Origin of the sequence: Pseudomonas sp. WS 5411, from assembly GCF_012985595.1 — a bacterium.
In the GTDB taxonomy this organism is placed as follows: domain Bacteria; phylum Pseudomonadota; class Gammaproteobacteria; order Pseudomonadales; family Pseudomonadaceae; genus Aquipseudomonas; species Aquipseudomonas shahriarae.
This window is the reverse complement of record NZ_JAARMC010000008.1, coordinates 102,622-114,531: the sequence shown is the minus strand read 5'-3', so window position 1 is coordinate 114,531 and position 11,910 is coordinate 102,622. Positions and strand designations below refer to the sequence as shown.

The 11,910-nt window shown below is 62.2% G+C and carries 10 protein-coding genes and 1 other RNA gene; 8 read left to right on the top strand and 3 right to left on the bottom strand.

Features of this window, described 5'->3' with window-relative positions:
* Positions 1-37 precede the first annotated feature (37 nt).
* On the top strand, positions 38-1,204 hold the full coding sequence (locus HBR93_RS14155; RefSeq protein ID WP_169960521.1) for a putative zinc-binding metallopeptidase: 1,167 nt from the start codon (positions 38-40) through the stop codon (positions 1,202-1,204).
* 144 nt (positions 1,205-1,348) lie between these two features.
* Positions 1,349-1,445, top strand: an RNA gene (ffs, locus tag HBR93_RS14150) — signal recognition particle sRNA small type.
* 145 nt (positions 1,446-1,590) lie between these two features.
* On the opposite strand, the gene HBR93_RS14145 is transcribed toward ffs, so the two are convergent.
* A complete protein-coding gene (locus HBR93_RS14145; protein ID WP_169960520.1) occupies positions 1,591-2,493 on the bottom strand; it encodes a DUF2167 domain-containing protein in 903 nt (300 codons plus the stop codon).
* A gap of 190 nt (positions 2,494-2,683) precedes the next feature.
* Complete coding sequence (locus HBR93_RS14140; RefSeq protein ID WP_029298195.1) at positions 2,684-2,998, bottom strand: helix-turn-helix transcriptional regulator; 315 nt, start codon at positions 2,996-2,998, stop codon at positions 2,684-2,686.
* 458 nt (positions 2,999-3,456) lie between these two features.
* On the opposite strand from HBR93_RS14140, the gene HBR93_RS14135 reads away from it, so the two are divergent.
* Positions 3,457-5,022, top strand: coding sequence for a PAS domain-containing methyl-accepting chemotaxis protein (locus HBR93_RS14135; RefSeq protein WP_169960519.1), 1,566 nt, complete (start codon positions 3,457-3,459; stop codon positions 5,020-5,022).
* A gap of 18 nt (positions 5,023-5,040) precedes the next feature.
* Entirely contained in the window at positions 5,041-6,732 is a 1,692-nt protein-coding gene (locus HBR93_RS14130; protein WP_169960518.1) for an EAL domain-containing protein, read from the top strand.
* Here HBR93_RS14130 and HBR93_RS14125 read toward each other — a convergent pair.
* Positions 6,711-7,478: a transporter substrate-binding domain-containing protein gene (locus HBR93_RS14125; protein WP_169960517.1), complete on the bottom strand. Its 768-nt coding sequence runs from the start codon at positions 7,476-7,478 to the stop codon at positions 6,711-6,713. The two genes, HBR93_RS14130 and HBR93_RS14125, sit on opposite strands and share 22 nt — an antisense overlap.
* Positions 7,479-7,612: 134 nt before the next feature.
* Between HBR93_RS14125 and dnaX the strand changes: the two genes are divergently transcribed.
* The 4 genes from dnaX to recR all read left to right on the top strand — a co-directional run bounded on the left by dnaX (position 7,613) and on the right by recR (position 11,897).
* Entirely contained in the window at positions 7,613-9,664 is a 2,052-nt protein-coding gene (dnaX, locus tag HBR93_RS14120) for a DNA polymerase III subunit gamma/tau (RefSeq protein ID WP_169960516.1), read from the top strand.
* A 66-nt stretch (positions 9,665-9,730) separates the two neighbouring features.
* Positions 9,731-10,069, top strand: coding sequence for a YbaB/EbfC family nucleoid-associated protein (locus HBR93_RS14115; protein ID WP_057439500.1), 339 nt, complete (start codon positions 9,731-9,733; stop codon positions 10,067-10,069).
* A gap of 141 nt (positions 10,070-10,210) precedes the next feature.
* The gene (locus HBR93_RS14110; RefSeq protein ID WP_057439499.1) at positions 10,211-11,236 is read left to right on the top strand and encodes an NADP-dependent oxidoreductase; all 1,026 of its coding nucleotides are present in this window, start codon (positions 10,211-10,213) and stop codon (positions 11,234-11,236) included.
* A gap of 58 nt (positions 11,237-11,294) precedes the next feature.
* On the top strand, positions 11,295-11,897 hold the full coding sequence (gene recR / locus HBR93_RS14105; protein WP_057439498.1) for a recombination mediator RecR: 603 nt from the start codon (positions 11,295-11,297) through the stop codon (positions 11,895-11,897).
* Positions 11,898-11,910 lie beyond the last annotated feature (13 nt).

The window sequence follows — 11,910 nt, the reverse complement described above, 5'->3', positions numbered from 1 at the left end:
ATGATCTAGTCTTGGGCACGCCCCTGGAGAGATCGCCATGTACCGCTTCTTCGAACAGCTCAGTTCGCGCATCGCCGCGCCATTCATGGGCGGGGCTTCGCGCAACAGCAAGGTCTGGCAGTGCCGTTGCGGGCAATCCCTGTTTTTTCGCAACAGCCAATGCCTGGCCTGTTCGGCGCTGTTGGGTTACCTGCCCGAGCAAAGCCGGCTGGCGTCCCTGCAACCGGGGCCGGTGGTCGATACCTGGCTGCAGGACGACAACCTCGACGCCGGCGCCTGGCGCCGCTGCGCCAACCTCGATACCCCAGCGGCCTGCAACTGGCTGATCCCGGCCTACAGCACCGCGCCGCTGTGTGTGGCGTGCAGCCTTAATCGCACCATTCCCGACCTGTCGATTCCGGAGAACCCCGAGCGCTGGCGCAAGGTGGAAACCGCCAAACGCCGGCTGGTGGCGCAATTGATCAGCCTGGGGTTGCAGGTGATCCCCAAAACAGTCGACGAGACCAATGGCCTGGCTTTTGACTTCGTGGGTATCGACCTGACAGGCAAGGCCCCCACCACGGGCCATGCCAATGGCTTGATCACCCTGGATATCAAGGAGGCCGACGACGAGCACCGCGAGAAAATCCGCGTGCAGATGCGCGAGCCGTACCGCACCTTGCTCGGTCATTTCCGCCATGAGGTCGGCCACTACTATTGGGATCGCCTGATCGCCGGCAGTCATTGGTTGCAGCCGTTTCGCAGCCTGTTCGGCGACGAACGCGCCAGTTATACCGACGCCCTCGACCAGCACTACCAGAACGGCCCGCGCCCGGACTGGCAGCAAACCTGCGTCAGCGCTTACGCCACCATGCACCCCTGGGAGGACTGGGCAGAAACCTGGGCCCATTACCTGCACATGATGGACGCGGTCGACACCGCTCTGGGGTTTGGCATGAGCGCACGGGAGATGGACCTGGACTACCAGCCATTTCCCCTCACCACCCTCTATGACCCGCAGCACCCTGGCGGCGCGGCGTTCCTGTCGTTCGTCAACGCCTGGATCGAGCTGGCCGGCATGCTCAACGAACTGTCCCGCAGCATGGGGCAGCCGGATTTCTATCCCTTCGTGCTACCGCCGGCGGTGATTGCCAAGTTGCACTTCATCCACTTGGTGATCCAGGAAGAGGGCGGCCGTGCGGATGAGGTATTGAAAGCCCAATGATCAAAAGGTGCGAGGGTGTTCTTGAGGGCTATGGCAAGTACTTGAACCTCTTGGCTTTTTAATCCTGCGCCAACGGTTGTAACTTCCGATGAGATCGGTACAATGGCCCCGCTTGCCGAGAGGCCAGCGTCGTTATGGTGACCCCATCGGTCCCCCCGCAACGATTACCCGTGAACCTGGTCAGATCCGGAAGGAAGCAGCCACAGCGGGAACATTGTGTGCCGGGGTGTGGCTGGTGGGGTTGCCTCCATAACGCCCCTCGCAACAACCCTCTTGTTATTCCGCTATCCAATTCATCAGAATTTTTTACTTGCCCAGGCCTGATTGCGTCCGGGGCCAGGCTGTCTGTACGCCGCGATTGCTCGCGGCGTTTTCGTGTGTGGCGATCAGCCTTTGTTGCGGTTGAAGAACTTGCGTGCGCCTGCCAGCAATGCCACCACGCCAATCACCAGAAACTTCTTGGCGGCCAGCAGGAAGATGCCGATCTTGGCAAACAGCCCGGCCTTGCCGGCAATCCCGCCAGCGACCAGCGCGGCCAGGCCATAAGAGGCCAGCTTGTCGGTGCTTGGGTTGTAGTCGGTGTAGAGGTTGCCGTCGGTGAAGTTGGTGAAGGCCAGGACCTTGGGCAGTTCCTGCTTGATGGTGGGCAGGTCGGCCATGGCGGCGACGGCGTTGAGTTCCAGCACGCCCTCGCGGCCCAGCACGCGGATGCTGTAGTTGAGGGTGTTCTGCTCGGCGTCGTCGGCTTTCAGTTCCCGGGCCCAGTACATCTTGTGGGACGGTTGATCGTAGTGCGGCGGTTCGGCCCAGCCCAGCAGGTGCAGGCCGGCATAGCCTTGCTTCTGGCGTTCCTGATTGTCCTCGGCATCGTCTTCCTGCATTTGTTTGAGCAGTTCGGTGTAGTCGATTTTTGCCGCATCTTCGTCGGAAATATGCCCGTCGTCCTTGTAGCTGACAATCACGCCCCAGCCGCGTGCCGACAGTGGGCTGACGGCCTTGGGCACGATCATGCCCAGGGTGTTGAAGCCCGGCGGGTTGCCCCAGCCGTCGGTGAGCAGACGTTCGGTGTCGTTGGGGTCCAGGTAATAGAACTCGTCGTTGAGCTTGAGCGTAGCGATGCCGCCGGGCAGGGTGACGGTGCCGGTTTGCTGCTTGAGGGAGGCGAGGAAGTGCTCGGCGGTTTCGGCGGGCGCGCTGGCTTCGACAGGCGCCGGGGCTGCGGTGGCATAGACCGGTGCGGCAGGCAGGCTCAAGGCGGCTGCCGCCACCAGCAGGCGGAGGTAGTTCATGGTAGTCCCTTACATTTTGAAATAACTTCGCGAGAGGATACCGAATCTGCCTGGGCCGCGCGAGTATGCTGGCAAAAGGCGTGGCCCAGCGCCTGCCAGGAGAGGGGCTGTCCGGTCGGATCATGTCAGTAGGCAAAGAGCAAAGAACAGGCGACGTCAGTGGCCTGCTCTTTTTTATGTCGTACGAGCTCTAAGGCTTGGACAAGGCCTGGTCTACCGCCGCTATCAGCTTTCCCAGATCCTTCGGGGTGGCTTTATGAATGACACCGAACAGATAAGCGCGCTGTTCTTCCTCATCGCCCAGATCGGCAAAAAAGACTTTCAGCTTCACTCCCAAGGCCTCCGCAAACAAGAACAGAGCGTCAACGCTGGGTGTATAGGTGCCGGTTTCGAAGCGGCTAATGGTTTTAGGGTCAAAACCGGTTTTCTCACCTAGTTCAGCCTGAGTAAGCCCCGCTACCTTTCGGTAGCGTCTGATGGCTGGACCCAAACTTGAAATTTGCATCGCTCAATTCCCATTTAGAATCAAGAACTTAACGATAAATATTGGCATTAGACAACGGCACGCACCATCACCTTTTCTTGCAAAATGTGATGTAATTCGTAGAATCGGCGTTTAGGACAAGTATTTGGCGGTGTCGTTTCACAGGGCACCTTTATGAAACAGGAAATCATTGCTTTCTCCTCACTTTCATAAAGGTAGTTGCAAAACAGTTGCTTGGCCGCAGCGCCAGGCTCGCTCTTGCGCGCCCACGCAACCCCCGTCTTTCACACCAGACGCTCGAATTAAAGCCTAGTTGATCTTCGCTAAACCGAAGGTCAGGTGCTGGGCAAAACCTGGTTTGGCCGCCCAATGGCGCCAGCCAGCCGATTGACGGTTTACCCGTCTGGAAATACCCCTCCATCTGCAGGATCTATCCGATCCTGAGCAGGTGGATCGAATGCTGTCCATGGAGCTTTAAAGTGCGCGTCAATTTGCCGGTCACCACAGTTGAACAGACTTTCGGGGAGCAGCAACGGCTCATTTCCGCAACTGACATCAATAGCCACATTACTTACTGCAATGCCGAGTTTGCCGCCATGAGCGGCTTCACCCAGGCTGAACTGATAGGCAGTACCCACAATCTGGTGCGCCACCCGGACATGCCGCCCGCGGTCTTTGAGCTGATGTGGCGCTACCTCAAGGCCGGCCAGAGCTGGATGGGCGTGGTCAAGAACCGCTGCAAAAACGGCAACTTCTATTGGGTCAGCGCCTATGTGACGCCGATCCTCGAAGACGGTCGCCTGGTAGGTTATGAGTCGGTGCGGGTCAAGCCGACGCGCGAGCAGGTGCGGCGTGCCGAAGCGCTCTACGCACGTTTGCGTGCCGGGCGTTCGGCGGTTTCGCCGTTGCAGCGCCTGGGCCAGGTCGGCAATGCCCTGGCCGTTCCCGCCCTGGCGGCAGTGCTCGCTGGCGGGGCGATGCAATGGTTGCCGGGCGGGTGGGCGCAGGCCTCTGTCGCGCTGCTGTTTCTCGGCCTCGGCGCCTGGGCGCACCTGCGTCTGGGGCGGCAGCTCAAGCAGATTGTCGAGCACACGCCCAATACCTTTTCCGACCCTATCAGCGCCATGACCTACAGCGATGCGCTGGGCCCGGCTGCGCAACTGGAAATGATCCTGATCAGCGAAGAGGCGCGCTTGAAAACCGCGCTCACGCGTCTGAGCGACCTGGCCACCCAGATGGCCGAGGCTGCTGCTCATTCCAGCATGTTATCGGGCACCACCGAGTCGGCGCTGCTGGAGCAACGCGCGGAAACCGATATGACCGCCGCCGCCATGACCGAAATGGCCGCGTCCATCGCCGAAGTGGCAACCCATGTCCAGCAGACCGCCAGCGAAGCCCGCACCGCCAATGACCTGGCTGAGCAGGGCAGCCATGTTGTCGGCACCACACGCGAGGCGATTCAACTGCTGGCCAGCACTGTCACCCAGATCAACCAGGCGGTGGGCCATCTGGCCGACCAGACCCAGGAAATCCGTGTGGCCGCGAGCATGATCCAGGCCATCGCCGACCAGACCAACCTGCTGGCCCTGAATGCTGCTATCGAAGCGGCGCGGGCCGGCGAGCAAGGTCGTGGCTTTGCTGTGGTGGCCGATGAAGTGCGGGCGCTGGCGGGCAAGACCCGACAGTCGACCGAGCAGATCCAGGGCATTATCCAGAGTTTGCGCGCCGGGGCCGATCAGGCGGTGGACATTGCCAGCACCGGTATTCAAGAGGCCGAGCAAGGCGTGCAGCAGGTACTGCAAGCGCAACAGGCACTGCTGGGCATTCGCCAGGCGGTGGAACGCATTACCGGCATGAGTCAGCAAATGGCTGCAGCCTCACAGGAACAATCCCACGTCGCAGAGGATGTTTCACAACAGATCAATAACGTCGCGGCCACGGTACAAAAGACAGCGGGCAACGCCAACGCTGCAGTCACCCGGGGCCGGGAACTTGAAAGCATCTCTTCCGGGTTGCGTGCCCTGGTCGAGCGGTTTAACCGCTAGCCACCTAGAGCCACATTCATGGATGAGAAATACCGCAGGGCCGTGGATGCCGCCGCCATTTTCTCCGAGACAGACCTCACCGGCCGCATCACCTACGTCAACGACCAATTCTGCGGCATGTCCGGCTACAGCCGCGACGAGTTGCTGGGGCGTAACCACCGGATCCTCAGCTCCGGATTGCACCCTGCCGGGTTTTTCCAGGGCATGTGGCGCACCATCACCGAAGGCCGGGTCTGGCGCGGGGAAATCTGTAACCGCGCCAAGGATGGCTCGTTGTATTGGGTCGATAGCACCATGGTGCCGCTGGTCGATCAGCGTACCGGGAAGGTGCAGAAGTACGTGTCGATTCGTTTTGACGTCAGCGAAAAGCGTCAGTTGCTGCAGACCCTGCAATGGCGGGTCGGTCACGATGTGCTGACCGGGCTGCCCAATCGCGCTTACCTCTCCGAATTGCTCGTGCAGTCCCTGGAGTTTTCCCGCAACGAGCAAATCCCCCTGGCGGTGTGCATGCTCGACCTGGATGGCTTCAAGGCCGTCAACGACGGCTATGGGCATGCCAGTGGCGACTTGTTGCTGGTGGAGGTTGCGCGTCGCCTGCGTGAGATCATTCGTGGCGAAGATGTGGTCGCCAGGCTGGCCGGTGACGAGTTTGTACTGATCCTGCGCTACGTGCGCGATGCCGATGAGCTTAACGGCGCGCTGCGGCGGATCCTCACGGCCATCTCCGAGCCGTATTCGATCCAGGGCGCGCAGATCAACGTGTTTGCCAGTATCGGTGTGACCTTGTTCCCCCTGGACGATGAGGACGCCGATACGTTGCTGCGCCATGCCGACCAGGCCATGTATGTGGCCAAGCAAAGTGGCCGCAACCGCTACCAGCTATTTGACGTGTCCCTGGAGCAGGAGGTCAAGGCCACCCACCAGACGGTCCAGCAGATTCGCCAGGCCCTGGCGGCGGGGGAGTTGTGCCTGCACTTCCACCCCAAGATCAACCTGCGCCAAGGCCAGGTGGTGGGGTTTGAAGCGTTGCTGCGCTGGCAGCATCCGATGCGCGGGTTGGTGGCGCCCAAGGATTTCCTGTCGTTGATCGAGCAGACCGACCTGATCGTGGATGTCGGCGAGTGGGTGATGGATCAGGTGCTGGCGCAGATGCGCCAGTGGCAGGAGGCTGGGCACTGCTGGCCGGTCAGCGTGAACATCGCGGCCCGGCATTTCCAGCGTGCGGATTTTGTCGAGCGCCTGCAGCAACTGCTGGCCCAGCATCCCGATGTCGCGCCACACATGCTTGATCTGGAAATTGCCGAATCGGTGGCCATCGACCATATCCAGCGGGTCACCGAGCACCTGGCGGCGTGTCAGGCGCTGGGGGTGCGGTTTTCCCTGGATGATTTCGGCACCGGCTATTCCTCCCTCAGCTACCTCAAGCGCCTGCCGACCCAGACCATCAAGATCGACAAGTCGTTTGTGCGTGACATCCTGCACGACAAGGACGACCTGGCCTTGACCCAGGCGGTGATCGGCCTGGCCCGGGCATTTGGCCGCGAAGTCATCGCCGAGGGCCTGGAAACCCTTGAACATGGCCAGTTGCTGCTGCGCATGGGCTGCGAAGTGGCCCAGGGTTATTACTTCGCCCAGCCCATGCCGGCTGACGAGGTGCCGGCCTGGGCCGCCGGGTTTGACCTGCTCAACTACGGTGCGGGCGACGATTGAGGCGGGCGCTCGCGGTCGCCGGTGTAGAGCCTGATGATGTCGTCAATCTCCCCCGACATCTTCATGCGCAGCAATGTGCGCAAAATTTGCTGCACGGGCAGGGCTGGGTCGTTACGCACGTAGCAGCCCAGGCTCTGCTCATCGATCACGGCCACTACGTGCAGCCTGCGGCCCACGGGTAGCCGCTGATTGAAGCGCTCCAGGGCCCATTCGTTGGTGACGGCATACTTGAAGCGTCCCGCCACCAGCTTGTGCAGCACTTGCTCTTCGCTGCGGGCGTCGTCGCGCTGCAGTTGGCCGTTGGCGAACAGCGGCTCGAGGGTCGGGTAGCTGTAGTTGAGCACGGTGCCGATATTCTGCGCAGCCAGCTTCGCCACATTCACCGACAGCGGCGGGACGTGGGCGCTGACCAGCACATTACGCTGCACCAGCAAGGGGATGCTCCAGACATAATCGCCGGACAGGTTACCCAGCCACGCCTGTGCGACGTAGCAGCGCACATCAACCTCGCCATGCTCCATGGCTGGGGCGATGCGGGCTCGGGCCAGTACCTGGAACTGCGCCGGATGGCCAACCTGGGTGGCCAGGCTCAACATCAGGTCATACAAAATGCCCTGGGTCGGCTGGCCGGCCTCGATCTGCACCAGGGGCATGGCCCAGCTGTCGGAAATGGCGAAGCGCAACGGGGCGGGTGCCGCCAGGCTCAGTGTGGTGATCATCCATAAAGCGCCCAGGACTACGCGCATAAACTCTCCGAGATCAGCCCTTGGGAGGGGAGGTCACTACCAGCTTAGTCAGATTAGGCGAGCGTGCCGGATGCAATTTCGCCCCTGCTCCGCTAGCATTACCGGCTTCCGCTTCCCAGTTGCGACGGTTTTCGATGAGTTATCAGGTTCTTGCACGTAAATGGCGTCCGCGCTCGTTCCGCGAAATGGTCGGCCAGACCCATGTGCTCAAGGCTCTGATCAATGCCTTGGACAGCCAGCGGCTGCACCACGCCTACCTGTTCACCGGCACTCGCGGGGTGGGCAAGACCACCATTGCGCGGATCATTGCCAAGTGCCTGAACTGTGAGACAGGCATCACCTCCACACCTTGCGGCACCTGCTCGGTGTGCCGGGAGATCGACGAGGGGCGCTTTGTCGACCTGATCGAGATCGACGCCGCGAGCCGCACCAAGGTCGAGGACACCCGCGAACTGCTCGACAACGTGCAGTACGCCCCCAGCCGTGGCCGCTTCAAGGTCTACCTGATCGACGAAGTGCACATGCTTTCCAGCCACTCCTTCAACGCCCTGTTGAAGACCCTGGAGGAGCCGCCGCCCTACGTTAAATTCATCCTGGCCACCACCGACCCGCAGAAACTTCCTGCAACGATTTTGTCGCGGTGCCTGCAGTTCTCCCTGAAGAACATGACCCCCGAGCGGGTGGTCGAGCATTTGACCCACGTGCTGGGTGTGGAGAACGTGCCGTTCGAAGACGACGCACTGTGGCTGCTGGGCCGCGCCGCCGATGGTTCGATGCGCGACGCCATGAGCCTGACCGACCAGGCCATTGCCTTCGGTGAAGGCAAAGTGATGGCCGCCGATGTGCGCGCCATGCTCGGCACCCTCGATCACGGGCAAGTGTTTGACGTGCTGCATGCGTTGATCGAAGGCGATGCCAAGGCGCTGCTCGAAGCCGTGCGCCATTTGTCGGAGCAAGGCCCGGACTGGAATGGCGTGCTCTCGGAAATTCTCAACGTGCTGCACCGCGTCGCTATCGCCCAGGCGCTGCCTGAAGGGGTCGATAACGGCCACGGCGACCGCGACCGCGTGTTGGCCCTGGCCCAGGCGTTGCCGGCCGAAGATGTGCAGTTCTACTACCAGATGGGCCTGATCGGGCGCCGAGACCTGCCCTTGGCCCCGGACCCGCGTGGCGGCTTTGAAATGGTCATGCTGCGCATGCTGGCGTTCCGCCCGGCGGACACCGCCGATGCGCCGAGACAGCCGCTAAAGCCAGTAGGGATCAGCCAGGCCACAGTTGATTCCGCCAAACCAGTGGCTGGCGCGGCGGTCGTCGCGCCAGTGATCGCGCCGGAACCTGTGGCAGTCACTGCCGCCCCGGTCGCGGTTGAGCCGGTGGCGCCTGTAGCGGTGCCGGAGCCGGTTGCCGAGCCTGAGCCCGCGCCTGTGGTCGATCTGCCCTGGAACGACCCGGTAGAGGCCGTGGCCGAGCAGGAGCCTGCAGTCGAGGCCGTGCTGGAAACCACCAGCGAGCAGCCCGAGCTCACGCCCATGCCCACGCCGACCCCCGACAGCGTAGTGCCGGACGCGCCGGAATGGGTCGCCGCCCCCGTGCCCGAGCCGACCATCGCCGAAGTGGACGCCGCTACCCCCGGCATCGACCTGGATGACGAACCGCCGCTGGACGAAGATTACATCGAGCCGGACATGGATTCGGCCTACAGCTACCTGGACGACCTGGCCAGCGAACACACCGCCGAGCCCGCGCCGGAGCCCGAGGCAGAACCTGCCGCGATGCCGGCCACCGGCCTCGCCCTGCAATGGCTGGAGCTGTTCCCGAAATTGCCGATCTCCGGCATGACCGGGAGCATCGCCGCCAACTGCACGCTGATTGCCGTCGATGGCGATCACTGGCTGTTGCACCTGGACCCGGCCCACAGTGCCCTGTTCAACGCGACCCAGCAGCGCCGCCTCAACGACGCCCTGAATCAGTTCCACGAACGCACCCTGACGGTGACCATCGAGCTGATCAAGCCCGAGCAGGAAACCCCGGCCCAGGCCGCCACCCGTCGCCGGCTCAACCGCCAGCGCGAGGCCGAGGAGTCGATCCAGGCCGATCCGCTGATCCAGCAGATGATGGAGCAGTTTGGCGCGGTGGTGCGACACGATACTATTGAACCTGTCGAAGCCCAGGCTGCAGCGGGCTGATAATTGCAGGCGCCGTGCCTTGAGGCTCGGCGCCGTATTGATCCACGTACTTTTGAGGTGATTCCCATGATGAAAGGTGGCATGGCCGGCCTGATGAAGCAGGCGCAGCAGATGCAGGAAAAAATGGCCAAGATGCAGGAAGAACTGGCCAACGCCGAAGTCACCGGTAAAGCCGGTGGCGATATGGTCAGCGTGGTGATGACCGGTCGTCACGACATCAAGCGTGTGAGCATCGACCCAAGCGTATTGCCGGGCATTGGCGAAGACGACCTGGAAATGCTCGAAGCCTTGTTCGCTGCGGCCGTCAACGACGCCGTGCGCAAGATCGAAGCCAACAGCCAGGACAAAATGTCCGGCGTGACCGCGGGCATGCAACTGCCGCCGGGCATGAAGCTGCCGTTCTGATCGACTCGCGCGACTGCAAAAATGCCAGGCATCGTGCCTGGCATTTTTGTTTGTGTCGGGCACAATCGAACGTCAGCCTTGCAATAGCTGTCTGCACTCTATACCGCTGAATTCAATCACCGATATAAAGGAGCCCCGCTGATGACCGAAGCCATGACCCTTAACCAGCGCATCGTCCTGGTATCCCGCCCGCAGGGTGCGCCCGTGCCGGAAAACTTCCGCCTGGAGCGCGTAGCGCTGCCAGACCTGGCAGATGGCCAGGTTCTGCTCAAGACCCTGTTCCTGTCCCTTGACCCCTATATGCGTGGGCGCATGAGTGACGCGCCGTCCTACGCCGCGCCGGTAGAAATCGGCGAGGTGATGACCGGCGGTGCTGTGAGCCGCATCGAACAGTCGCGCAACCCCAAGTTCGAGGTGGGCGACCTGGTAGTCGGCGCCACCGGCTGGCAAAGCCATAGCATCAGCGACGGACGCAACCTGATGCCGGTGCCCAAGGGCCTGCCGAGCCCGTCCATGGCCCTGGGTGTGCTGGGCATGCCCGGCATGACGGCCTACATGGGCCTGATGGATATCGGCCAACCCAAGGCCGGGGAAACCCTGGTGGTGGCGGCGGCCTCCGGTGCGGTGGGCTCGGTGGTCGGCCAGGTGGCCAAGCTCAAGGGCCTGCGGGTGGTCGGCGTGGCCGGCGGTGCGGACAAGTGCCGTTATGTGGTGGAGGAGCTGGGGTTTGACGCGTGCATCGACCACAAGAGCGCGGACTTTGCCGAAGAGCTGGCCCAGGCCTGCGACAAAGGGGTGGATATCTATTATGAAAACGTCGGCGGCAAGGTCTTCGACGCTGTGCTGCCCTTGCTCAATCCCAAGGCACGGATCCCCCTGTGTGGCCTGATTGCCGGCTACAACGCCCATGAGGCGCCCACCGGCCCTGATCGCCTGCCAGCGCTGCAACGCACCCTGTTGACCAAGCGCGTGCGTATCCAGGGGTTTATCGTGTTCGACGACTATGGCGACCGCCACCCGGAATTTATCAGCGCCATGGCGCCCTGGGTGCGGGACGGCAAGGTCAAGTTCCGCGAAGACGTGGTCGATGGTCTGGAGCAGGCTCCCGAGGCCTTTATCGGCCTGTTGGAAGGGCGCAACTTCGGCAAGTTGGTCGTGCGTATTTGACGCTTATCCGAGGCGCGGGTATAAACCGCGTCTCGTTGTTTTGTCGGACCTTTGCCCCATGAGCTTCAGCCCTCTGATTCGTCAACTGATCGACGCCCTGCGCACCTTGCCGGGCGTGGGCCAGAAAACCGCCCAGCGCATGGCGCTGCAACTGCTGGAGCGTGACCGCAGCGGTGGCTCGCGACTGGCCCAGGCCTTGAGCCAGGCCATGGACGGTGTGGGCCATTGCCGCCAGTGCCGCACCCTCACCGAAGAAGAACTGTGCCCGCAATGCGCCGACCCCCGTCGCGACGACACGCTGCTGTGCGTGGTCGAAGGGCCGATGGACGTCTACGCGGTGGAGCAGACCGGCTATCGCGGGCGCTACTTCGTGCTCAAGGGCCACCTGTCGCCGCTCGACGGCCTGGGGCCGGAGGCCATTGGTATCCCGCAGTTGGTGGCGCGCATTGAAGGGCAGGGTACCTTTACCGAGGTGATTCTGGCCACCAACCCGACGGTGGAAGGGGAAGCCACGGCGCATTACATCGCCCAACTGTTGACCAACAAAGGCTTGATCACCTCGCGCATCGCCCATGGCGTGCCGTTGGGTGGCGAGCTGGAACTGGTGGACGGCGGCACCCTGGCGCACTCGTTTGCCGGGCGTAAACCTATCGCGCTCTAAGCCCAATATCCTC

Excerpts from the sequence above, each read along its gene's own strand:
- HBR93_RS14125 (WP_169960517.1), bottom strand. The coding sequence starts at position 7,478 with ATGCGCGTAGTCCTGGGCGCTTTATGGATGATCACCACACTGAGCCTG.
- HBR93_RS14155 (WP_169960521.1), top strand. The coding sequence starts at position 38 with ATGTACCGCTTCTTCGAACAGCTCAGTTCGCGCATCGCCGCGCCATTC.
- recR (WP_057439498.1), top strand. The coding sequence starts at position 11,295 with ATGAGCTTCAGCCCTCTGATTCGTCAACTGATCGACGCCCTGCGCACC.
- HBR93_RS14140 (WP_029298195.1), bottom strand. The coding sequence starts at position 2,998 with ATGCAAATTTCAAGTTTGGGTCCAGCCATCAGACGCTACCGAAAGGTA.
- HBR93_RS14130 (WP_169960518.1), top strand. The coding sequence starts at position 5,041 with ATGGATGAGAAATACCGCAGGGCCGTGGATGCCGCCGCCATTTTCTCC.
- HBR93_RS14145 (WP_169960520.1), bottom strand. The coding sequence starts at position 2,493 with ATGAACTACCTCCGCCTGCTGGTGGCGGCAGCCGCCTTGAGCCTGCCT.
- HBR93_RS14115 (WP_057439500.1), top strand. The coding sequence starts at position 9,731 with ATGATGAAAGGTGGCATGGCCGGCCTGATGAAGCAGGCGCAGCAGATG.
- dnaX (WP_169960516.1), top strand. The coding sequence starts at position 7,613 with ATGAGTTATCAGGTTCTTGCACGTAAATGGCGTCCGCGCTCGTTCCGC.
- HBR93_RS14110 (WP_057439499.1), top strand. The coding sequence starts at position 10,211 with ATGACCGAAGCCATGACCCTTAACCAGCGCATCGTCCTGGTATCCCGC.